Source organism: Mesorhizobium sp. M1406 (genome assembly GCF_040317555.1).
In the GTDB taxonomy this organism is placed as follows: Bacteria; Pseudomonadota; Alphaproteobacteria; order Rhizobiales; family Rhizobiaceae; genus Mesorhizobium.
The window spans coordinates 1-18,958 of sequence record NZ_JAMYKW010000052.1; the positions used below are offsets into that span (position 1 = coordinate 1).

Annotated in this window: 22 protein-coding genes; 8 read left to right on the plus strand and 14 right to left on the minus strand. The window is 64.4% G+C overall.

What is annotated here, in order from left to right; genetic code table 11:
• Positions 1-441 precede the first annotated feature (441 nt).
• Positions 442-1,419: a phosphatase PAP2 family protein gene (locus NKH03_RS27580; RefSeq protein ID WP_352971901.1), complete on the plus strand. Its 978-nt coding sequence runs from the start codon at positions 442-444 to the stop codon at positions 1,417-1,419.
• Between the two features lie 79 nt (positions 1,420-1,498).
• Here NKH03_RS27580 and NKH03_RS27585 read toward each other — a convergent pair whose 3' ends face one another.
• The gene (locus tag NKH03_RS27585; protein WP_502913565.1) at positions 1,499-1,999 is read right to left on the minus strand and encodes a hypothetical protein; all 501 of its coding nucleotides are present in this window, start codon (positions 1,997-1,999) and stop codon (positions 1,499-1,501) included.
• 163 nt (positions 2,000-2,162) lie between these two features.
• Positions 2,163-2,489: a DUF1330 domain-containing protein gene (locus NKH03_RS27590; protein ID WP_352971907.1), complete on the minus strand. Its 327-nt coding sequence runs from the start codon at positions 2,487-2,489 to the stop codon at positions 2,163-2,165.
• 177 nt (positions 2,490-2,666) lie between these two features.
• On the opposite strand from NKH03_RS27590, the gene NKH03_RS27595 reads away from it, so the two are divergent.
• Entirely contained in the window at positions 2,667-3,359 is a 693-nt protein-coding gene (locus tag NKH03_RS27595; RefSeq protein WP_352971910.1) for a winged helix-turn-helix transcriptional regulator, read from the plus strand.
• A gap of 44 nt (positions 3,360-3,403) precedes the next feature.
• Here the strand turns inward: NKH03_RS27595 and NKH03_RS27600 are convergent, their stop codons facing one another.
• Positions 3,404-3,802, minus strand: coding sequence for a helix-turn-helix domain-containing protein (locus tag NKH03_RS27600; protein ID WP_352873503.1), 399 nt, complete (start codon positions 3,800-3,802; stop codon positions 3,404-3,406).
• Complete coding sequence (locus NKH03_RS27605; protein ID WP_352971913.1) at positions 3,802-4,098, minus strand: type II toxin-antitoxin system HigB family toxin; 297 nt, start codon at positions 4,096-4,098, stop codon at positions 3,802-3,804. Before NKH03_RS27605 ends, NKH03_RS27600 begins: the two co-directional genes overlap by 1 nt.
• Positions 4,099-4,215: 117 nt before the next feature.
• Between NKH03_RS27605 and ada the strand changes: the two genes are divergently transcribed.
• The 4 genes from ada to NKH03_RS27625 all read left to right on the plus strand — a co-directional run bounded on the left by ada (position 4,216) and on the right by NKH03_RS27625 (position 6,777).
• Positions 4,216-5,325 (plus strand): bifunctional DNA-binding transcriptional regulator/O6-methylguanine-DNA methyltransferase Ada, encoded by a 1,110-nt coding sequence (gene ada, locus NKH03_RS27610; protein ID WP_352971978.1) that lies wholly within the window; start codon positions 4,216-4,218, stop codon positions 5,323-5,325.
• A 21-nt stretch (positions 5,326-5,346) separates the two neighbouring features.
• The gene (locus NKH03_RS27615) at positions 5,347-5,565 is read left to right on the plus strand and encodes a hypothetical protein (protein WP_352971916.1); all 219 of its coding nucleotides are present in this window, start codon (positions 5,347-5,349) and stop codon (positions 5,563-5,565) included.
• Positions 5,566-5,860: 295 nt separating this feature from the next.
• On the plus strand, positions 5,861-6,037 hold the full coding sequence (locus tag NKH03_RS35085) for an MGMT family protein (RefSeq protein WP_502913564.1): 177 nt from the start codon (positions 5,861-5,863) through the stop codon (positions 6,035-6,037).
• Entirely contained in the window at positions 6,034-6,777 is a 744-nt protein-coding gene (locus NKH03_RS27625) for a 2OG-Fe(II) oxygenase (RefSeq protein WP_352971919.1), read from the plus strand. The genes NKH03_RS35085 and NKH03_RS27625 overlap by 4 nt, the downstream gene beginning before the upstream one ends.
• Positions 6,778-6,792: 15 nt before the next feature.
• Here the strand turns inward: NKH03_RS27625 and NKH03_RS27630 are convergent, their stop codons facing one another.
• Positions 6,793-7,380 (minus strand): dihydrofolate reductase family protein, encoded by a 588-nt coding sequence (locus NKH03_RS27630; protein ID WP_352971922.1) that lies wholly within the window; start codon positions 7,378-7,380, stop codon positions 6,793-6,795.
• Positions 7,381-7,491: 111 nt separating this feature from the next.
• Between NKH03_RS27630 and NKH03_RS27635 the strand changes: the two genes are divergently transcribed.
• Together NKH03_RS27635 and dinB are read left to right on the plus strand one after the other, a co-directional pair.
• Positions 7,492-7,911 (plus strand): winged helix-turn-helix transcriptional regulator, encoded by a 420-nt coding sequence (locus tag NKH03_RS27635; RefSeq protein WP_352971925.1) that lies wholly within the window; start codon positions 7,492-7,494, stop codon positions 7,909-7,911.
• Positions 7,912-8,264: 353 nt separating this feature from the next.
• Positions 8,265-9,512, plus strand: coding sequence for a DNA polymerase IV (gene dinB, locus NKH03_RS27640; RefSeq protein ID WP_352971928.1), 1,248 nt, complete (start codon positions 8,265-8,267; stop codon positions 9,510-9,512).
• Positions 9,513-9,530: 18 nt separating this feature from the next.
• On the opposite strand, the gene NKH03_RS27645 is transcribed toward dinB, so the two are convergent.
• From NKH03_RS27645 to NKH03_RS27685, 9 genes are all read right to left on the minus strand, one after another.
• Positions 9,531-10,562 carry a cupin domain-containing protein gene (locus NKH03_RS27645; RefSeq protein ID WP_352971931.1) on the minus strand — a complete coding sequence of 344 codons (1,032 nt, stop codon included), beginning with the start codon at positions 10,560-10,562 and terminating at the stop codon, positions 9,531-9,533.
• Positions 10,563-10,701: 139 nt separating this feature from the next.
• Positions 10,702-12,303: an FGGY-family carbohydrate kinase gene (locus NKH03_RS27650; protein ID WP_352971934.1), complete on the minus strand. Its 1,602-nt coding sequence runs from the start codon at positions 12,301-12,303 to the stop codon at positions 10,702-10,704.
• Between the two features lie 161 nt (positions 12,304-12,464).
• Positions 12,465-13,193, minus strand: coding sequence for an SDR family oxidoreductase (locus tag NKH03_RS27655; protein WP_352971936.1), 729 nt, complete (start codon positions 13,191-13,193; stop codon positions 12,465-12,467).
• A 22-nt stretch (positions 13,194-13,215) separates the two neighbouring features.
• Positions 13,216-14,475 carry a sugar ABC transporter permease gene (locus tag NKH03_RS27660; RefSeq protein ID WP_352971939.1) on the minus strand — a complete coding sequence of 420 codons (1,260 nt, stop codon included), beginning with the start codon at positions 14,473-14,475 and terminating at the stop codon, positions 13,216-13,218.
• Positions 14,472-15,305 carry an ATP-binding cassette domain-containing protein gene (locus tag NKH03_RS27665; protein WP_352873490.1) on the minus strand — a complete coding sequence of 278 codons (834 nt, stop codon included), beginning with the start codon at positions 15,303-15,305 and terminating at the stop codon, positions 14,472-14,474. Before NKH03_RS27665 ends, NKH03_RS27660 begins: the two co-directional genes overlap by 4 nt.
• A gap of 90 nt (positions 15,306-15,395) precedes the next feature.
• Positions 15,396-16,460 (minus strand): ABC transporter substrate-binding protein, encoded by a 1,065-nt coding sequence (locus NKH03_RS27670; RefSeq protein ID WP_352873489.1) that lies wholly within the window; start codon positions 16,458-16,460, stop codon positions 15,396-15,398.
• A 278-nt stretch (positions 16,461-16,738) separates the two neighbouring features.
• Positions 16,739-17,623 (minus strand): AraC family transcriptional regulator, encoded by an 885-nt coding sequence (locus NKH03_RS27675; protein WP_352873488.1) that lies wholly within the window; start codon positions 17,621-17,623, stop codon positions 16,739-16,741.
• Between the two features lie 281 nt (positions 17,624-17,904).
• Positions 17,905-18,624, minus strand: coding sequence for a DUF982 domain-containing protein (locus NKH03_RS27680; protein WP_352971942.1), 720 nt, complete (start codon positions 18,622-18,624; stop codon positions 17,905-17,907).
• A 73-nt stretch (positions 18,625-18,697) separates the two neighbouring features.
• Complete coding sequence (locus tag NKH03_RS27685; protein ID WP_352873486.1) at positions 18,698-18,922, minus strand: hypothetical protein; 225 nt, start codon at positions 18,920-18,922, stop codon at positions 18,698-18,700.
• Positions 18,923-18,958 lie beyond the last annotated feature (36 nt).

Consider the following 18,958-nt stretch of genomic DNA (forward strand, 5'->3'; position numbering starts at 1 on the left):
CATTCTGCGCGGTTGTTTGGGCCCGGTTGGCCGGCGCGCCCCCCCCCCCCATCCCCGCCCTTAACCCCCCCCCCTCCCCCACCCCATTTTTACACGGGCGCCCCCCCCCCCCCGGGCTGGGCCCCACTTTCGATCGTGATCGGAGCTTGACGACAAGAAGGCAGCGCGATGGCGACGATCCCGGGCGTTGCCGGCGCAACATCTTCGTCAACGAATCCTTGCCAATAAATTGTGAATTATAACTATCTAACGTAGAAAAATCTACTTGAATTCGAGTGTAACCGAATGGTAATACTTTATCAGCGAAATACTCCATAACAGTCTTTCGGGCAACTGGCGGGATGTCCTTCGATGAATGCGCACACAGGGCAGCGCGGCTATAATAGCCGCTTAACTGCCATCCTTGACCTGGACATCGCGACAACCAGGAGCGGCTGGCTGTTGACTGCGTTGTGTCTCATCTATGCCGTGACTGCTTTTTGTCTGCAGCCGGATCGCTACCTGCATCTGGCGCTATCCTATGCCGAGCCGTTCGCCTTTTTCCTGCCCGCGCTTCTGGCGGCTGGCCTTGGTGTGGCGGCGCTGGCATTTGCCCGACATACCCCGACAAGGTTCATCTTCGACACGCTCGGGCAGCGTTGGCTGACAGCCGCACCCGTGATCCTTTTGTTCTTTCTCGGCATCAGCGCCTTCACCACCTTGAAGGTCGCCATTCCCGACATCGTGCCGTTCTACGCCGACCGCGCCCTGGCGGAGCTTGATTTTCGGCTGCATGGCACGGATCCCTGGGCATGGGCGCATAGCGTCGTTTCCGAACCGGTCTCGGTCGTCATTTTCGCCGGCTATGGATATGGCTGGCTCGTGCAATGGTTCGGCACCGTGCTCTTCGTCGCCTTCTGGAACGATCCGGCCAGGCGCTTGCGCTATCTATGGGCGTTCGCGCTGACAACGATCCTGTGCGGCACCGTTCTGGCGACCCTGCTGTCGTCCACCGGACCGATATTCCACGACCAGTTCTACGGCGGTGACCGGTTTGCCGGGCTGCGAACCGCCCTGGCGCGGAACGGCTACGGCGCATCGGTCCATGTCTATGCCAACTATCTGCTTGCAGCTTACCAAAGTGGCCGCCCGGAACTGGGCGGCGGCATCTCCGCCATGCCAAGCATGCACGTCGCCATCGTCACGCTCAACGCGTTCTTCCTGGCAGGCTTCGGTCGTCGGTGGGCCATCGCAGGCTGGTCCTTCGCGGCGTTCATCCTGTTCGGCTCGGTTTACACCGGCTGGCACTATGCCGTGGATGGCTATCTCTCGATCCTTGTCGTGTCCCTGCTCTGGTACGTGACGGGACGCTTCCTCTTGCCGCAAGCCAGCCTCGAAATCACCGAGGTCGGATTGGCGGTTCCGGATCAAGCGTCATAGCGACCGTATCTGTCTGACGCCGTGAGGAGCGCGGCCAGGCGGCATTGACGCCGCCTGGCTTCATTGCTTGCTGGCCCGCTTACTGGCTGGGCGCCATCACGTGCTCGCATGACACTTTCGGGTTCATGTCGGCGAAAGTGCCGGTCGGGTTGCCCTTCCAGGCCCAGACATGCAGTTCGTAGAATTCACCCAGGCCGTAGCGATTGGGCGCGCTGTTGAAGTTGAACAGCTGGCCGTCCAACGATGCCGGCCCCTTCGAGGTGATGTACTCGACCGCCACCAGTTGCAGCGTGCCATCGGCCATCGGCTCGTACATCACGGCTTCGGGACGGGCGATGTCGATCTTGTCGTCCTTAAGATACTGGCCGTTGACATAGTGAATGCCCATGGCGCCGCCGGTGATGCCGCTGGCGCAGGGAATGGGCGAATAGCCCTCCGATGTAGCGGCCTTGACGTCGAGAAACCGGCTGTTGGCGGCTCGCACCTTGTCGGCCAGCGGATTGGGGCCGGACGCCGGCGCGGCCGCTTCCTGATGCGCCTGTGCGAAGGTGGTGCAGATAGCCAGCATGGCGCCGGTCATGGCAAGCCGAAAATTCGGCCTGTTGTGAGAATTCGATATCATCTTCATTCCATTCTTCTTGAAAAAGCCCAGCTGGCCGGCCGCCGAAAATACGGAGGCCCGGCAGGCACGCGCTGTGGCTGTTGCTGCTTGGAGATCCCGAAAACGATGACAGGGATGCCGGTCATCCCTTCGGCAGATACGGGATCGTTCCGGCCAGATCGGTGTTGTCGATCATCTGGAAACGGCTTTCGCTGCCGCCCTGACGGGCCGAAACGAAGGGCGCATAGGCCGGATCGTTGGTGAAGGCGCGGGCCGCCGCTTCCGACGGGAACGCCATCAGGGCGATCAGCGTGGTGTCGAGCGGCTTGCCTTCAAGCGTCTTCACATTGCCGCTGCGCGACAGATACCTGCCGCCATGCTTGTGGACGAGGTCGTGCACCGATGCGGCGTAGGCCGGCACCCACTGCGGGTCGCTTATCTTGATGTCTGCGATAACGTAAGCGGTCATGCTAGTCTCCTGGTTGCGGCGCACAGGGGTATCCCGTGCAACCGGCCAAAGGGCTCGCATGGCAAGCCACTCGCCAACCAGTCCGCGATCTGTACTAGGCCGGTACAGTTTCTGTACTCGCAGCTTCAATCACGAAGGACTAATGTTCGGCCAACGCTCGAGGGAGAAACACCAATCATGACCCAGCACGGATACAAGCAGTTCTGCCCGCTATCGATGGCCGCCGAGGTGCTGTGCACCCGCTGGACGATGGTGCTGATGCGCGAACTGGTGGCCGGCTCGACCCGCTTCAACGACCTGCGCCGCGGCGTCCCCAAAATGTCGCCAAGCCTTCTGTCGCAACGGCTGAAGGAGCTCGAGATCGCCGGGATCGTCGAGCGCAAGGAGGTCCAGGGTGAGAAGGGGATCTTCGACTATCGGCTGACGGAGGCCGGCCGGGACTTGCGCCCGGTCGTCGAGGCGATGGGCTTCTGGGGGCAGAAATGGGTCGAGTCCCGGCTGTCGCTCAAGAACCTCGATCCGTCGTTGCTGATGTGGGACATGCGGCGCAATTTGAACCCCTCGCCGCTGCCCGAGGGGCGCACGGTGATACAATTTCTGTATCAGGACCTACCGGCGTCCAAACGGTCGTGGTGGCTGATCGTCGAGAAGCACGGCGAGGTCGATCTGTGCTGGTACGATCCGGGCTTCGACGTCGATCTCTACGTCTCGACCGACCTGCATACGATGACGGCGATCTGGATGGGATTGCTGACCGTCGAGAAGGCCGGCGCGAAGGTTGCCCTGACCGGCGACCAGGCCATCGGCAGGAAGATGCAGACCTGGCTCGGGCTCAGCCCGTTCGCCGTGGAGCCCAAACGCGCGGCATAGGAGAGCCGGGACACCCCAAACATGCCCACGAGCCCGACCGAAGCTTAGGCGCGCTTGCGCTCCCTGTCATTTGCAAGGTGATAGGGTTGCACGAGGACTTCGGCGGGAATGTTCCATTCCTTGTTCAGTTTGAAGACCATATCCAGGGTGAGTGCGCGCTTTCTGTTCAGCACCTCGGTCGCCCGAGGCGATGATCCGATCACCTCGGCCAGAGCCTTTCGCGACAGGTTGAACAGTTCCATGTGCGAACGAATAGCTTCAACGGGATCGGGTGCTTCGATCGGATAATGCTCATCCTCATAAGCCTCGATCAGAGTTGCGAGAACGTCGAAGCGGTCACCATCGGGAGTGCCGACCTCCGGCTCATTCTCGAAATACCTGCTGATTTCGGCGATCGCCCAATCGTAGTCGGCTTCGGTCTTAATGGGTCGAATGTTTTCCATCACACCTTCTCCGGATCAATCTTGTCATACTCTTTGTGCGTCCCGACGAATTTGATCAGAACGCGGTGAAACTTGTAGGCGACGTGGGCAATCAAGCGGTACTTGTTGCCGCCAATATCGAAAATGACGCGATTGTCGCCCACGAAATCAACCGTCGCTCCAAATGCATTCTTGATGTCAGCCGGGGTCTTCCAATCGGCATTGCCCACAGCCACATACCAAGCCGTCAAAGGAGCTTCGGCCTGATTGTGTTTGGCCCAAAAATCCTTCAGCGCTTTCTTGGCGATTATCTGCATGGCCAGATATAGCAAATTCCCAGATTGGGAACAAGAGGATTCCCAGATTGGGAAGACCTCCTGACACTTGGCAGGAAACGGGTGGCGGGGCCGGCTTTTGGCGGCTTCAATGCGGCCATGTTCATCACCCTGCCCAAAAATCTGAAATCCACGCCGCTGCCGGTCGCCGACGATCCGCGATGGGCGCGCATCGTCGCGCGCGACAAATCGGCAGACGGCGAGTTCTGGTACTCGGTGGCGACGACCGGCGTCTATTGCCGGCCATCCTGCCCGTCGCGGCGTGCCAACCCCAGGAATGTGCAGTTGCACGGCACGCTGGAACAGGCCAGGGCGACCGGCTTTCGCCCGTGCCGGCGCTGCAATCCGGATGGCCCTTCGCTCGAGGCCGGCAACGCCGCGATGGTCGCCGACGCCTGCCGCGGGATCGAGCAGAGCGAGGAAGAACCGTCGCTGGCTGAACTGGCTGATGCCGCCGGCCGCAGCACCGGCTACTTCCACCGCATCTTCAAGGCCGTCACCGGGGTGACGCCGAAGGACTATGCGGCCGCGCACCGCTCCGCCAGGGTCCGCCGGGGCCTGGAAGACGGCGCCAGCGTGACGACGGCGATCTACGATGCCGGCTTCAATTCGAGCGGGCGTTTCTACGAGAAATCGACCGGTATGCTCGGCATGACGCCGACGCGCTATCGCGCCGGCGGTGCCCATGAGGAGATCCGCTTCGCCGTCGGCGAATCCTCGCTCGGCACCATCCTGGTCGCCTCGATCCTGCTCGGCGACGATCCCGACACGCTGGTGCGCGACCTGCAGGACCGCTTCCCCAAGGCACGGTTGATCGGCGGCGACCGTGACTATGAGATGCTGGTCGCCCGCGTCCTCGGTTTCGTGGAAGTGCCGGCACTCGGCCTCGACCTGCCGCTCGACGTGCGCGGCACCGCCTTCCAGCAGCGCGTCTGGCAGGCCTTGCAGGACATCCCCGTCGGCCAGACTGTCTCCTATGCCGAGATTGCAGAGCGCATCGGCATGCCAAAGGCGACCCGCGCCATCGCCGCCGCCTGCGCCGTCAACAATCTTGCCATCGCCATTCCCTGCCATCGTGTGATCCGCAAGGACGGTGCCCTGTCCGGCTACGCCTGGGGCGCGGAGCGCAAGCGCGCGCTCCTCGACCGTGAGGCGGCCGTCGGATCGGACGTGGTGAAGACACCCACATACCGGCCTTCGCGGGCCTGACGAGGACCCGCGATGCGCGCGATGGCAAGGTCTCGCCATGCGAACAGCCAGACCCGCAACGGCGAGGTGACCAGCCGCCACGCCCAGGACGCGAAGTCACGGGTGATGGTGGCCATCGGCACGCTTGTCGATGACGGCAGAGCCGAGTGGAGCCGCACCGCGACCGGCGAGATCGAGTTGAGGCTGTTGACTGGTGAGGTATTTGTGCTTGGAGAACTCGCTGTCACCCGTGTCGCATGAGCACCGTCAGCGCTCTACGGCGCCCCCTCTGTCCTGCCGGACATCTCCCCCGCAAGGGGGTGTTTGGACCGGGGAGATCGGCAGCTCAGGCGCCGGCTCTCTTCTTGCAACATTCGAGATTGGCGAAGGTCATGGCGACAGCCGATCTCCCCACCCGTGGGGGGAGATGTCCGGCAGGACAGAGGGGGGCGCCGTAGAGCGCCTACCTTGGCGACTTGAATTTGAAAGCAAGCACTGGAGTGAGTGCGAGAAGCCGTCTCTGTAGAGTTCAGGTACAGACAAAGGAGTAAAGGCAATGAAGCTCATGCAAACGCAAATAGCCGCACCGGCGACCGTCCATGCCGCCCTCGACACCATCGCCTATGTCGGCATTCCCTGCCACCGCGTCGTCTGCGCCGACGGCACGCTGGCCGGCTATCGCTGGGGCGTCGAACGCAAACGCGCTCTGCTCGACAAGGAGGCTACGACATGAACGCTCATGCCAAGGTTGCCAAATCGGTCGTCGAAGCCGCCGAAACGCGCGTCGCCGCTTGTGACTGGCCGGCCCTTACGGCCGAACTCGACGGCTTCGGCTGCGCGGTGATCGAAAAGCTGCTGTCGCCTCAGGAGAGCCGGCGGATCGCCGGCCTCTATTCGGATGAGACGCATTTCCGCAGCCACATCCATATGGCCAGGCACGGCTTCGGCAAGGGCGAGTACCGCTATTTCCATTATCCCTTGCCGGACCTGTTGGGCGGTCTGCGCAGCGCGCTCTATCCCAGGCTGGCCGAGGTCGCCAACCGCTGGAATGAGCGCATGGGGCAAGCCATGCGCTATCCCGCGACCCATGCCGCCTTTCTCGAACAGTGCCATGCTGCGGGCCAGACGCGGCCGACGCCGCTGTTGCTGCAATATGTGCCTGGCGACTACAACTGCCTGCATCAGGACCTCTATGGCGACCTCGCCTTCCCGCTGCAGGTGGCGATCCTGCTTCCCGAGCCGGGCCAGGATTTCACCGGCGGCGAGTTCGTGCTGACCGAACAGCGGCCGCGCATGCAGAGCCGGGTCGAGGTGGTGCCGCTGCGCCAGGGCGACGCCGTTGTCTTCGCCGTCCACAACCGGCCGGTGCAGGGAACCAAGGGCAATTACCGCGTCAATCTGCGCCACGGCGTCAGCCGGCTGCGCTCCGGCACGCGCCACACGGTCGGCATTATTTTTCACGATGCGAAGTGAAGATGGTGAGCCGCCTCACCCCGCCGGAGCATAGCGGTTGATCACCAAGCCGCAGGCATAGGCCTTCGAGCCGAGCAGCGCCAAGTTTTGGAAACCGCCCTGGTCGAAGATGCGGCGTCCGGCACCCAGCACCGCCGGGTTGATGAACAGCTGGAACTCGTCGACCAGCCCGGCCGCGATCAGCGCCGAGGCGAAACCGGCGCCGCCGAAGACGGCCATGTCACCGCCTTCGCCCGCCTTCAGCGTATTGATTTCGCGCGGCAGGTCGCCGCTGGCCAGCCTCGTGCGCTCCCACGCCGATTGCTCAAGCTTGTCGCTCAGCACCACCTTCTGGGCGTCGACGACGCGTTGCGCGAAAGCATAGAACGGGTCGCGCGGAAACTTCTTCGCTGCTTTGCTCCAATGGCTGAGATAGCCCTCCTCCGCCATCTTGCGGCTGAGGAGGATGGTGTCGATGCCGGAAAAGACGGCGTTGAAATCCTGCTTCAGCTCCTCGTCCCAGCCGATATCGTCGCCCCACCCCCAGAGCTGCCAGCGGTGGTCCTCATTGGCGCCGACAAAACCGTCGACCGACATCTGCATCTGCAGGATCAGCTTTTTCATTGTCGTCTCCCGGTCGTCAGGCTCGCAAGAAATTTGGTTTACTTTCGGAACCATTGACCCAAGGTAAAAATGATGTCAATAGTAAAGCGATTTAAAAATGGAAGCATAGAAATGTCGACCCGTGAAAAATCAGGCTGCCCGATCAACCTGTCGCTGGAACTGCTCGGCGACCGCTGGACGCTGCTCATCATTCGCGACCTGGTCTTCGCCGGGAAAAAGCATTTTCGCGAATTCCTGCAGTCCGACGAAGGCATCTCGTCGCGCACGCTGGCCGAGCGGCTGCAGAAGCTGCAGCAGGAAGGCATCCTTACCCGCAGCGAGGACCCGACGCATGGGCTGAAGACTGTCTATCGGCTGACCGAGGCCGGCATCGACCTGCTGCCCGTGCTGGCCACGCTTGGCGCATGGGGCAGCAAGCACCGTAGTGCCGACGACAGACTGGCGCGGATCGCCGACGAGCTAGCGGCGGGCGGCGAGGCCGAACTGGAACGAATGAAGGCGGCGTTGCGAGCGGAGCATGTTGGCTGGTAGTCGCGGTTCCGTGCGCAGCACCACTCTCCTCTGCAAGGTGGCCGCCGCCCCTCATCGCCCTGCCGGGCACTTCTCCCCGTATAGTGACGGGGAGAAGGGGGCTGGCCGCAACGCCGGCATCCATTTTTGCAACGCTGGTGGTTGGCGAAACCGTCGATGAGAGCGCCCCTCTCCGGGGAGAGGATGCCGGCAGGCAGGTGAGGGGCAGCGCTACCGCTGCGGTTTTGGCGACGCATTCGAACCGAGAGCGATTACCTCACCAGGCATTCCGCAAACCGCTCTCCGCTTGACAAATCACCCCCTTTTGTTCTCTATTTGTTCAGGTCTATCAGTAACGTTGGATATGCGGCCGGATGGAAACGACAGCCACCATCCTGCATGCCGATCTCGACGCCTTCTACGCCTCGGTCGAGCAGTTGCTCGACCCGTCGCTGCGCGGCAAGCCGATCGCGGTCGGTCGCGGTGTTGTGCTCGCTGCCTCCTATGAGGCGCGCGCCTTCGGCGTGCGTGGCGGCATGCCGGGACGCAAGGCGCGCGAGCTTTGCCCTGGGCTGATCTTCGTCGGCGGCAATTTCAGCCACTACCAGCGGCTGGGCGACGCGGCGATCAAGGTGCTCGACGATTTCACGCCGCTGGTCGAGCGCATCTCCATCGACGAGGCCTTTGCCGATGTCGCCGGCTGCACGCATTTGTTCGGGCAGCCAGAAGAGATCGCCACGACCATCCGCCGCCGCGTGCGGGCCGAACTCGGCCTGCCGATCTCGATCGGCGTGGCGCGCACCAAGCATCTGGCCAAGATCGCCTCGCAGGTCGCCAAGCCCGACGGGCTGGTGGTCGTCGACCCCGGCAGCGAGCTTGCCTTCCTGCACGATCTGCCGGTCGGCTTGATGTGGGGCGTCGGCCCGGCGACCAGGGCGCGGCTGGCCGAGATCGGCGTCGAGACCATCGGCCAGCTGGCCCGGACCCACAGCGGCGCGCTGACGCGGCTGCTCGGTCCCGCCGCCGGCGAAAAACTCGCCGCGCTGTCGTGGAACCGCGACCCGCGCAAGCTGGAGACGAAGCGCCGGGCGCACTCGGCCGGCGCGCAATCGGCGCTTGGCCAGAAGCCGGCCGTGGCGCGGGTCATCGTGCCCACCCTGCTGCACCTGGCCGACCGTGTCGCCAGCCGGTTGCGCGCCAAGGCGAGGCCCGGCCGCACCGTGACCGTGCGCGTGCGCTTTGCCGATCTCAGCGCCGTCACGCGCTCGATCACGCTCGACCAGCCGATCTCGGCGACAACCATGCTGGCCGAGATCGCCGGCGACCTGGTGCGCGGCGTGCTCGCCGACCATCCGCACGAGAAGCTGATCTCCCTGCTCGCGATCTCGGTCTCACATCTCGAGGAAAGCTTCGAGCTGCAGCTCGAACTGCCCCTCGGCCTCGCCGATGAGAAACGCCGGCCCGGTACCAGGAAAGGGCTGGCACGCTTCGACGCCGACCGCGCCATCGACAAGATCCGCGAACGCTTCGGCAAACAGGCGGTCGGCTATGGCACGGTGGCGCTGGAGGCGGCGCGCTCGGTGCCCGACGAGTTCAGGGAACTGGCGGAGAAGGAATTGTGAGCCGGAGACAGCCGGGCGCTATTGCGTCTCTTCGCCATCCCAGTACCGTCGCACCGCTGCCATGTCGAAAATGCCGTCGCGCCGGCGCAAGGCGTCGACCCCCATCTTGTTGGAATCGGGATAGACGCAGACCTCATTGGGATTGTGCTCGCCGATCATCAGATAGCGGCACGGCCCGGTGCCGCTGTTGAGGAAGGAATGACCAACCGGCCGGCCGGCGGGAAAGCAGGCATAGTCGCCGGCCTTCATCTCGTGGCGCTCCTCGCCAAGCAGCAGCGCCACCTGCCCTTCCAGGATCAGCGCGTGCTCCTCTTCGAGCATGTGGTAGTGCCGGGGCGCCAGGCGCATGCCGGGGGCCGGTGCCTCGATCAGCACGCCGACATGGTAGTCTGGCCGCCCCAGAGCGGCATGGGTCAGATGCCTGGACCGGCCGCCGAACCGCGGGCCGTCACCCTCGACCTCCCATTCGACGGCATCGCTGGCGATCGGCGGGATCGGCGCGGCCGGGGGTTTGGTGACACCGGACGTCACATCCGACGGCGACGGATCGCCGGCGGCAAGGCCGGTGTTCTCGCCGTCCCAGTAGTTGCGGGTCGCCGAGAGATCGAAGATCGCGCGGCTGCCCAGCGCGCGCACCAGCACCTTGTTGGAGGCGGTATAGACGACCACGTCGTTCGGGTTGCGCTCGCCGACGATGACATAGCGGCACGGCGCGTCGCTTGTGTTGATGAGGCAATGCCCCGCCGCGGCACCTGCCGGAAAGCAGATATAGTCGCCGGACTTCATGACATAGGCGGCGTCGCCGACATAAGCGGTGAGCGTCCCTTCGAGAATGAAGACATGCTCTTCCTCGAGGATATGGTAATGCGCCGGCGAGGTCTGCTTGCCCACCGGCAACTCCTCGATCGCCACGCCGACATGGTGGTTTTCGCCGAGAGCGGCCAATGACAAATGCCGGTAGCGCACGCCGAAGCGCGGCACATCGGACCATTCCGTCCACGGCACCTCATCCGATGCGAATGGCACGGGCGCTTTCGCTTCGTCTGCCATACGGCCTCCTGGTTCTGTCGCCCTGCCATCGTCGCAAGCCGCAGGAGCGTCCACGACAGAGCAAAGCTGCCAGCTTCCTACATCGTAGCCAAGCGGTGTTCGCCACGTTCCTGACAGAGCCCGACAGGAGCCGCTCGCTTCAACCTCGGATGGCCTTGCCGGCCTGCTGCAGCAGCTCGAACGCGGCGAAGCGCTTGGCATGCCAGCCGGCCAGCGTAGCGTCGGGATGATAGACCTCGCCGAGCTCCGACATGCCGGCCATGGCCGCCGCCACATCCTTGTATGTTCCGGCGGCGACCGCGCCCAGTATCGCCGAGCCGAGCAGCACCGGCTCCGGCGAGGTCGATGCCACCACCACCATGCCTGTCGTATCGGCCAGCAGCTGGCGCACCAGCGGGCTCTGCCCGGCGCCGCCGCTGACGACGATGGTGTCGACGGCAATGCCCTTGTCATGCTCGGCTCGCACGATCTGGCGAGCGCCGTAGCCGAGCCCGCAGACGCCGGCGACATAGAGCGCGACCAGGCTGTCGAGGCTGGTGTCGAGATCGAGCCCGGCAATCAGCGCGCGTGCGTCCGGATCGGCGAAAGGCGCGCGGTTGCCGAGGAATTCCGGCACCACATGGATGCCGCCGACCAGCGCCGGCGTTGCCGCGGCCCCGTTGCGGCTTTGCGCTTGCAGCGACAGCCAGGCGCTCAGGCTGAGGCCCTCGGCCTGCGCCTTGGCGGTCGCTTCGCCGGCCGCCGGGTGCATGCGCACCAGATGATCGATGGCCGCACCCGCCGCCGATTGACCGCCCTCGTTCAACCACAGGCCCGGCACCATGGCCGAGAAATACGGACCCCAGACCCCATCGACGAAGGCCGGCTCGGCGGTCGAGGACATGGTGCAGGCCGAGGTGCCGAAGACATAGGCCATGCGCGACAGAACACTGCCGAACTCGCCACGCGCGCCGACCGTGCCGACGCCGCCGGCATGCGCGTCGATCAGCCCGGCCGCCACCGCGGTGCCGGGGACAAGGCCCAGATCCACTGCCGCCTGCGCGGTCAGTCCGCCGCCGAGCGCGGCACCCGCAGGCACGATCTCGGTACCGATGCGGGCGAACCCCTCATCCGCAAGGGCGCCGAGGCCGATCTTGCGGAAGTAAGTCTCGTCCCAGCGGCTCTCATGCGCCAGATACGTCCATTTGCAGGTCACCGTGCATACAGATCGCGCAAGGCTGCCGGTCGCCCGCCAGGTGAGGAAGTCGGCGAGGTCCAAGAACTGCCAGGCGGCGTTGAAGGTGGCGGGCATGTTCTCGGCCAGCCACAGGAGTTTCGGCGTTTCCATCTCCGGCGAGATGACGCCGCCGACATAATTCAGCACCGCTTCGCCGCTGCGGTTGATGCGGCGCGTCTGCTCGACCGCGCGGTGGTCCATCCAGACGATGATGTTGCGTTCTGCATTGCCGGACGGGCCAACCGGCAACGGCACGCCGCCCTCGCCCAGCACCACCAGCGAACAGGTGGCGTCGAAGCCGATGCCGGCGATCGCCTCCGACGCTGTGCCGGCTTCAGCGACAGCGGTACGGGTGGCCGTGCACACCGCCCGCCAGATATCATTGCTCGACTGCTCGACAATGTCGCCAGCCTCGCGCCAGACCTCGATGTCCTGCTTGGCCGAGGCAAGCAGGTTTCCCGTGCGGTCGAACACCCCGGCCCGCGCGCTGCCGGTGCCGACGTCGATGCCGAGATAGTGGGGCATGGGGAACCTCCGGTTCAGGGAATAGGCAGTAGGCAGTAGGCAGTAGGAGATTAGTTAGTAGGGATAGGACGCGCGAAGAGTTTTTGAGCCGGCCTGTAAGACTGTGTCTACATCTTCCCTACTGCCTACTGCCTATTCGCTACTCCCTATTCGCTACTCACTTAGAGATCATTGCTCTGCGGCAAAATCACCAAATCCCGGATCGTCACGTTGCGCGGCCGGGTCAGCATGAACATCACGGCCTCGGCCACTTCGCGCGGCTGCATCAGGCCGCCGGCGGCGAGTTCTTCCTCGAGCTTGGCCTTCGGCCAGTCGTCGACCAGCGCCGTCACCACCGGACCCGGCGCCACCGCACCGACGCGCAGGCCATGCTTGGCGACCTGCCGGCGCACCGTGTGGACGAAGGCCTGCACGGCGTGTTTGGAGGCCGTGTAGATCGGCTCCCACACCACCGGGACCAGCCCGGCGATCGAGCTGGTGACGATGATGTCGCCGGTCTTGCGTTCGATCATGTGCGGCAGCACCGCCTGGATCGAGCGGAAGCAGGCGTTGATGTTGAGGTTGAGCATGCGGTCCCAGACGTCGGGATCGCCGTTCGCCACCTCGCCGCCGACATACGCGCCGGCATTGGCATGGAAGATGTCGAGCTGGCCGGCCTTCTCCAGGATTTGCGGCATCATGGTGGCGACGCTCGCCGGCTGCACCAGGTCGATCACCAGCGGGATCGCCTTGGGGCCAAGCTCGGCGCACAGTTTGGTCAGCGTCGCTTCGGCGCGGTCGACCAGCACCACGGTGGCGCCGGCCGCCAGCATGTGCCTGGCGCATTCGAACCCGATGCCTGACGCCGCGCCGGTGACGGCGGCAACTTTTCCGGACAGTTCTTCGCTCATGTCTTGCTTCCTGTTGATGGGTTCAGGCCCGGCCATGCGAGACACGCGAGCGGCGTGCCAGCGAGTCGACGATGACCGCGATGGCAAGCACGGCGCCGGTGATCATGTACCGAAGCGACGAGGACAGATCGAGCAGCGTCAGGCCGCTGGCGATCGACTGGATGACGATGATGCCGAGCAGTGCCGAATAGGCGCTGCCGCGGCCGCCGAACAGGCTGGTGCCGCCGATGACGGCCGCCGCTATGGCGTTGAGGTTGACGTCGCCGGTGCCGGCCTGCTGGCTGGCCGAGGCAAGGCGGGCCGCCGAAAGCACGCCGCCGAAAGCAGCCAGCATCGAGCACAGCACGAAGGCGCTGGAATAGATCAGCCGCACATTGATGCCGGCGCGCCGTGCCGCCTCGCGGTTGCCGCCGACCGCCGACATCGAACGGCCCCATTTCGTCCGCGTCAGCGCATAGTGCATGGCGATGACCAGCCCGACGAACAGGCCGAACATCCACGGAATGCCGCGCGCCTGGTTGAGATAGAAGACGATGATTTCGAGAATGGCCGTGATGACGATCGCCCGCGTGATGAGCCCGCCGGTCGACGGCGCCGAGAGATTGGCGGCACGGCGGCGCGCGACGGTGCGCAGGCCGGCGATCAGCATGACGATGCCGGGCAAGGCCGCCAGTCCGAAGGAAACGAACTTCGGCATCACCAGCAGCTGGCCGAAATTCACCAGGTTCGAGCCGTAGGGCAGGTTGATCGAGCCGGTCGAGCCGAGGATGTAGAGCTGCAGGCCAAGGACCGCCAGCAAGCCGGCCAGCGTCGAGACGAAGCTCGGCATGCCGAGCCGGTTGAACAGCAGCGCGTAGAGCGCGCCGATGAAGCCGCCGACGGCGATAGCGGCGAGGATGGCGAGCGCCACCGGCCAGCCCTGGTTGACCCACAGCGTGCCGACCATCGCCGAGGCAAAGCCGCTGATCGAGCCGACCGACAGGTCGATCTCGCCGACCATCAAAACGCAGACGATGCCGAGCGCGATGACGCCTACGGTCGAGCAATCGAACAGCAAATTGACCAGATTGCTGCTCGACAGGAAGATCGGGTTGATGCTGGCGAACACCGTCCAGATGATGACCAGTCCGACGATCACCGGCAACGAGCCGAGATCGCCGGAGCGGACCCGGTCGAAGAACCTGCGGATGGCGCCGCTTAAGCCGACCTCATGCTTGACCCGCACATCGGCGCGGTCGAGCTGCGGTGCGACTGGGGCAGCTTGTTGCACGTCGCGGTTCATGGGCGTGGCTCCTGGGTCTGATCCTGCCGGGGAGTTTGCTGGGACTGTCTGCGCTCGGCGCGCCGCGACACCGAATTGTTCGACGCGCCGGTGATGGCGCTGACCAGTTCCTGGTTCGAGGCATCGGGGGAGAAGATGCCGTTGTTGCGGCCAAGCCGCAGCACGACAATGCGGTCGGCGACAGCGCGCACGTCTTCCATATTGTGGCTGATGATGACGACGCCGAGGCCACGGTCGCGCACGCGCTCGATCAGATTGAGCACTTCCGCCGTCTGCGCCACACCGAGCGCCGCCGTCGGCTCGTCGAGCAAGATGAGCTTGGGTTCGAGCAGCAGCGAGCGGGCGATCGCCACCGTCTGGCGCTGGCCGCCCGACAGTGAGGCGACGACTTCGCGGACACTGGGGATGCGCGCCGACAGCTCGTTGAGCAGCGTCCAGGCGCGGACTTCCATCGCCACCTCGTCCAGCCGCAGCGGGCTGAGCTCGCGGCCGAGGAAAATGTTGGCGACGATGTCGAGGTTCTCGCACAGCGCCAGGTCCTGGAACACGGTGGCGATGCCGAGCGTCAGCGCCGCACTCGGGTCGGCCAGCGTCACCTGCTTGCCGCGATAGCTGATGCTGCCCGAGCTCGGCTGATGCACGCCGGCAAGGATCTTGACCAGCGTCGACTTGCCGGCGCCATTGTCGCCGACCAGCGCCACCACTTCGCCGGCATGGACGTCGAGATCGATGTCGGTGAGCGCCGAGACGGCGCCGAAATGCTTCGAAATGCCGCGCAGGCTGAGCACCAGCTCGCCTGTCGGAACCGGTCCGTCCGGGGTGTCAATCATGCCAGAGACCTTTCAAAAACCGGTTCGAGGATTGAGCGCTGTCTGGCCACCGCGCGGGTGGCCAGACAGCGGAGCGGGCAAGGGTCGCGGTCAGTTCCCGATGCCCAGCTTCTTGCAGCCTTCCGCGTAACGATCGACGCAGAGTTCGGCCGCGGTGTTGATCTTCTTGTCGATGATCTCGGCCTTCAGGTTTTCCTGCGTCACCACCGCCGGCGTGAACAGCTGCGAGGGCGTGTCGTACAGCGTCATCTCGGCCTTCGGCGTCTCACCCGAAAGCAGCTTGATGGCGACGTTGGCGGCAGCCGCCGCCACGATCTCGCTCGGCTTGGAGATGGTGTTGTACTGGTCGCCGGCAATGATCAGCTGCAGTGCCGCGATCGTCGCGTCATTGCCGGTCACCGGCGGCACCGGATCGACGCCGGCGGCCTTGAAGGCCGCGATGGCGCCGCCACCGGTGCCATCGTTGGCCGCGACCACGCCGAGTATCTTCGGACCGAAGCGGGTGATCTGGCCGCCGGCCCACTGCTGCGCCTTCGGCGGAGCCCATTCCGGCGTGTCGTATTCGGCCAGGATTTTGTAGCCGCTATTGTCGAGACCTTCGTGGATGCCCTTCTTGATCAGGCCTGCCGCCGCGTCGGTCGGCGAGCCGTTGATCTGCAGGACGCCGCCGGTCGCCGGATCGACCTTCAGCGCCTTCAGGTGCTCGACCAGCGAGTCGGCGATGGCCTTGCCGATGCCTTCATTGTTGAACGAGACATAGAAGTCGGCCGGTGCCGTCGGGATCGGCCGGTCATAGGCGATGACCTTGATGCCCTGGCTCTGCGCCAGCTTGACCAGCGAGGCGGCGGCGGTCGAGTCGACCGGGTCGAGCACGATCGCCTTGGCGCCCTGCGAGATCACCGAGTTGAACTGCTGCTGCTGGCGCGAGGCGTCGGCATCGGCGTTCTGGTAGAGCACCTTGCAGCCAGGGCACAGCTTCTTCATCTCGGCGGCGAAGCCGGGATAATCGTGCTGCTCGTAGCGGGTCGAGGCCTGGTCGGGCATGAGGAAGGCGACGGTTGCGTCGGTGACGGGCTCGGCAAAGGCGGCCGTGCCGCCGAGGAGAGAGAGTGCGAGCGCTGCCGCACTGGTCGATTTCCAAGCAAATCTGGTCATTCGAATGTCTCCGTTTCAAAAAATGGTTTCACGAAACCTGAACGCCACGTGGCGCCAGCTTGACTTCAAGTCCGACTGTTGCGAGGAGTGCGATCTGCGCCTCTCTGACGGATCTGCCTCGATCCCCAGCCAGCCGCGAACGTATCCTCCTGGGCATGATCGAAGGCGATCAGCCCGTATTGCTGGATTTCAGGACAAGCGATCTCCAGCACGGGGCGCATTGAGCGCACACCGCGTTATTCCTTCCCTAAGTCTCGGCTCCTCCCGGTTCCTCCCTGTTAGGCGGCAATCTCCGCATTGATGTTTTCCGCCAGCAACGCCCTGAAACGCGAAGGCGACATGCCCTTTTGCGCCAGGAACCGGCGGTTGAAGTTCGAGATATTGTTGTAGCCGGCGGCGTAGCAGATCTCGGTGATCGACATCTGGCCTTCGCTCATTAACAGCTGGCAGGCGAGGTTGATGCGCAGCCGGTTGACATATTCCACCAGCGCCATACCGGTGTGGCGACGGAAGCTGCGCGAAAACGCGCTGGGGCTGCGCCCGGCGATTTCGGCGAGGTCGCCTTCGCTGAACGGCTCGGTCAAATGCCCATTGATGTAGGCCAGCGCCTTGTTGATGCCCGCCGACATGAAACCGGAGGGATCGGGAAGATAACCGGCGCTGGTCAGCGTGCGCACATCGCTGGCTCGGCTCAAAATGTCCAGCACGCCCATGAACAGCGAGAGGCGGCGCACGCCCTGCGCCTCGACCAGTTCGGCAAGCAGCGGTGCGGCAAGCTCGGCCGTCGCCGGCGAGAACAGCGCGCCGCGACGGCTGATTTCCAGGATACCGGCGCAGGCGGCGAGTTCGGGAAGGGCCGCCGTCGATTCGGCGATGAATGCTTCCGAGAACTGGACGACACGTCCGCGTAGCGGCACGCTTTCGCCCGGCGGCACGTCGCTGACCCAGTTGTGCGGCAGATTGGGGCCGGTGAGCACCAGATTGCCCGGCTCGAACTCACCGATAAAGTCGCCCACGAAGTAGCGGCCGGTGGTGGCGACGACCAGGTGGATCTCGTATTCAGGGTGGAAGTGCCAACGCACGGTGCGGAAGGGATAGCCGTGAGCCCACGCCTTGAACGACTCACCGTGTCTGATCTGGACGACTTCCAAGTCCGGATTCATGCCTGTTCCTCCCGACACCGGTCCAGTCATGCGACCAGTTGCAGTGTCCTCTCCGCAGGCCGCGTATGCCGCTCTCTGCAGTGATCAAAGCTTAGGCGGCAATCCCTGCCGCCGCCACCACGGTCTGTCCATCTGACCGATACTTTTTTGACGTTTTTGTGGTCAAGAGAACGGCTGCTGGGAAAGATGCCTCCGGCTGTAAAGCCGCCAAGGCACCCGGAGCCCATGGCTGACGGTTTCTTCGAACCATCGGCAACGCCCGGATCGGTCATGCGTCGTCGTCACCTCACCTCGTGCAGCGCACCATTCGCTACCGCTGCGGGCGGCGACACCATATCCGGCACGAGTATGTCGTTGCGGCGCGCGAAGGTGACCAGGGTGGCCCGCACCGTCTCCGGGTCGATCTCACCGGCGATGCCGGCCTTGCAAGCGTTGAGCGCGACGGCATGAGCGCCGTTGCGGCTGGCGGTCGGCCAGTCCTGAAGCAGGGCATAGGCCTCCATCACGCTGTCGATCTTCCTCGGAAAACCCATTCCGACCAGAAGGGTGACCGGTTCCTCAAACTGCCCGCGATTCATGGCTTGTGCCTCCTCTCGATTGTGCAGGACCTGCGGCGGACCGAAGACCGAAGAGCGCGGCCCGCCGGGGATAGGGTGGATGGGGCTGGACGTCTTGTATCGAGGATTGAATAGCCGCTTCGGCGCCGCCGATCGCGCCCGGATCGCCGCCCAGTTCGGTCCTGGCAGGCTCGATCCGGTCAGTTCGATCTTGGCCGGCCCGATATTGGCAGCGCCAAGCGACGGAACGCATCGGCCCGGCGCCGGCAGCGCCCTGTGCGCCTTCACCAGCGCCTCCAGCCAAGCGACGACGGCAAGCGGAGACGGATTGCGGCCATCAAGCCAGGACGCGACCTCGCTTTGCGGACGGCCAAGTTCGGCCGCCAGGTCGCCCGCCTCCCATCTCAGAATTTTCAGGCATTCACGCAACCGGCCCGCAATCACGTCTCCACCTCCACAACAGCAATGTTTTCGTCGCACGCAACAGAACGAAGATCGCTAAACAGCGATCGCCAATTCAGCCGCCGACGGATGCCCCGGCGGCCGCCGACACCTGCTGCGCGGCAAGGAACATCAGCGTCGACGCCGCGGTACGCCGGTTCCAGCCGGCGGTTTCGGCCATGTCGAGCAGCCGTGCCAGCAGCGGCTGCAGCGCGCTCCTGCATTCGGTCTCGTAGGCCAGGAATTCCTTTGCCTGATGCGTCGGCGCCGGTACGGATCCGAGGCCAGCCATTGCGTCCATGTCTACCTCCACTTTTCTTCGACTGATGCCCGCTCC

Bases quoted from the DNA above. Each gene is read 5' to 3' on its own strand.
- NKH03_RS27585 (WP_502913565.1), bottom strand. From the start codon at position 1,999: ATGACCGGCGCCATGCTGGCTATCTGCACCACCTTCGCACAGGCGCAT.
- NKH03_RS27590 (WP_352971907.1), bottom strand. From the start codon at position 2,489: ATGACCGCTTACGTTATCGCAGACATCAAGATAAGCGACCCGCAGTGG.
- NKH03_RS27595 (WP_352971910.1), top strand. From the start codon at position 2,667: ATGACCCAGCACGGATACAAGCAGTTCTGCCCGCTATCGATGGCCGCC.
- NKH03_RS27600 (WP_352873503.1), bottom strand. From the start codon at position 3,802: ATGGAAAACATTCGACCCATTAAGACCGAAGCCGACTACGATTGGGCG.
- NKH03_RS27605 (WP_352971913.1), bottom strand. From the start codon at position 4,098: ATGCAGATAATCGCCAAGAAAGCGCTGAAGGATTTTTGGGCCAAACAC.
- ada (WP_352971978.1), top strand. From the start codon at position 4,216: ATGTTCATCACCCTGCCCAAAAATCTGAAATCCACGCCGCTGCCGGTC.
- NKH03_RS27615 (WP_352971916.1), top strand. From the start codon at position 5,347: ATGGCAAGGTCTCGCCATGCGAACAGCCAGACCCGCAACGGCGAGGTG.
- NKH03_RS35085 (WP_502913564.1), top strand. From the start codon at position 5,861: ATGAAGCTCATGCAAACGCAAATAGCCGCACCGGCGACCGTCCATGCC.
- NKH03_RS27625 (WP_352971919.1), top strand. From the start codon at position 6,034: ATGAACGCTCATGCCAAGGTTGCCAAATCGGTCGTCGAAGCCGCCGAA.
- NKH03_RS27630 (WP_352971922.1), bottom strand. From the start codon at position 7,380: ATGAAAAAGCTGATCCTGCAGATGCAGATGTCGGTCGACGGTTTTGTC.
- NKH03_RS27635 (WP_352971925.1), top strand. From the start codon at position 7,492: ATGTCGACCCGTGAAAAATCAGGCTGCCCGATCAACCTGTCGCTGGAA.
- dinB (WP_352971928.1), top strand. From the start codon at position 8,265: ATGGAAACGACAGCCACCATCCTGCATGCCGATCTCGACGCCTTCTAC.
- NKH03_RS27645 (WP_352971931.1), bottom strand. From the start codon at position 10,562: ATGGCAGACGAAGCGAAAGCGCCCGTGCCATTCGCATCGGATGAGGTG.
- NKH03_RS27650 (WP_352971934.1), bottom strand. From the start codon at position 12,303: ATGCCCCACTATCTCGGCATCGACGTCGGCACCGGCAGCGCGCGGGCC.
- NKH03_RS27655 (WP_352971936.1), bottom strand. From the start codon at position 13,193: ATGAGCGAAGAACTGTCCGGAAAAGTTGCCGCCGTCACCGGCGCGGCG.
- NKH03_RS27660 (WP_352971939.1), bottom strand. From the start codon at position 14,475: ATGAACCGCGACGTGCAACAAGCTGCCCCAGTCGCACCGCAGCTCGAC.
- NKH03_RS27665 (WP_352873490.1), bottom strand. From the start codon at position 15,305: ATGATTGACACCCCGGACGGACCGGTTCCGACAGGCGAGCTGGTGCTC.
- NKH03_RS27670 (WP_352873489.1), bottom strand. From the start codon at position 16,460: ATGACCAGATTTGCTTGGAAATCGACCAGTGCGGCAGCGCTCGCACTC.
- NKH03_RS27675 (WP_352873488.1), bottom strand. From the start codon at position 17,623: ATGAATCCGGACTTGGAAGTCGTCCAGATCAGACACGGTGAGTCGTTC.
- NKH03_RS27685 (WP_352873486.1), bottom strand. From the start codon at position 18,922: ATGGACGCAATGGCTGGCCTCGGATCCGTACCGGCGCCGACGCATCAG.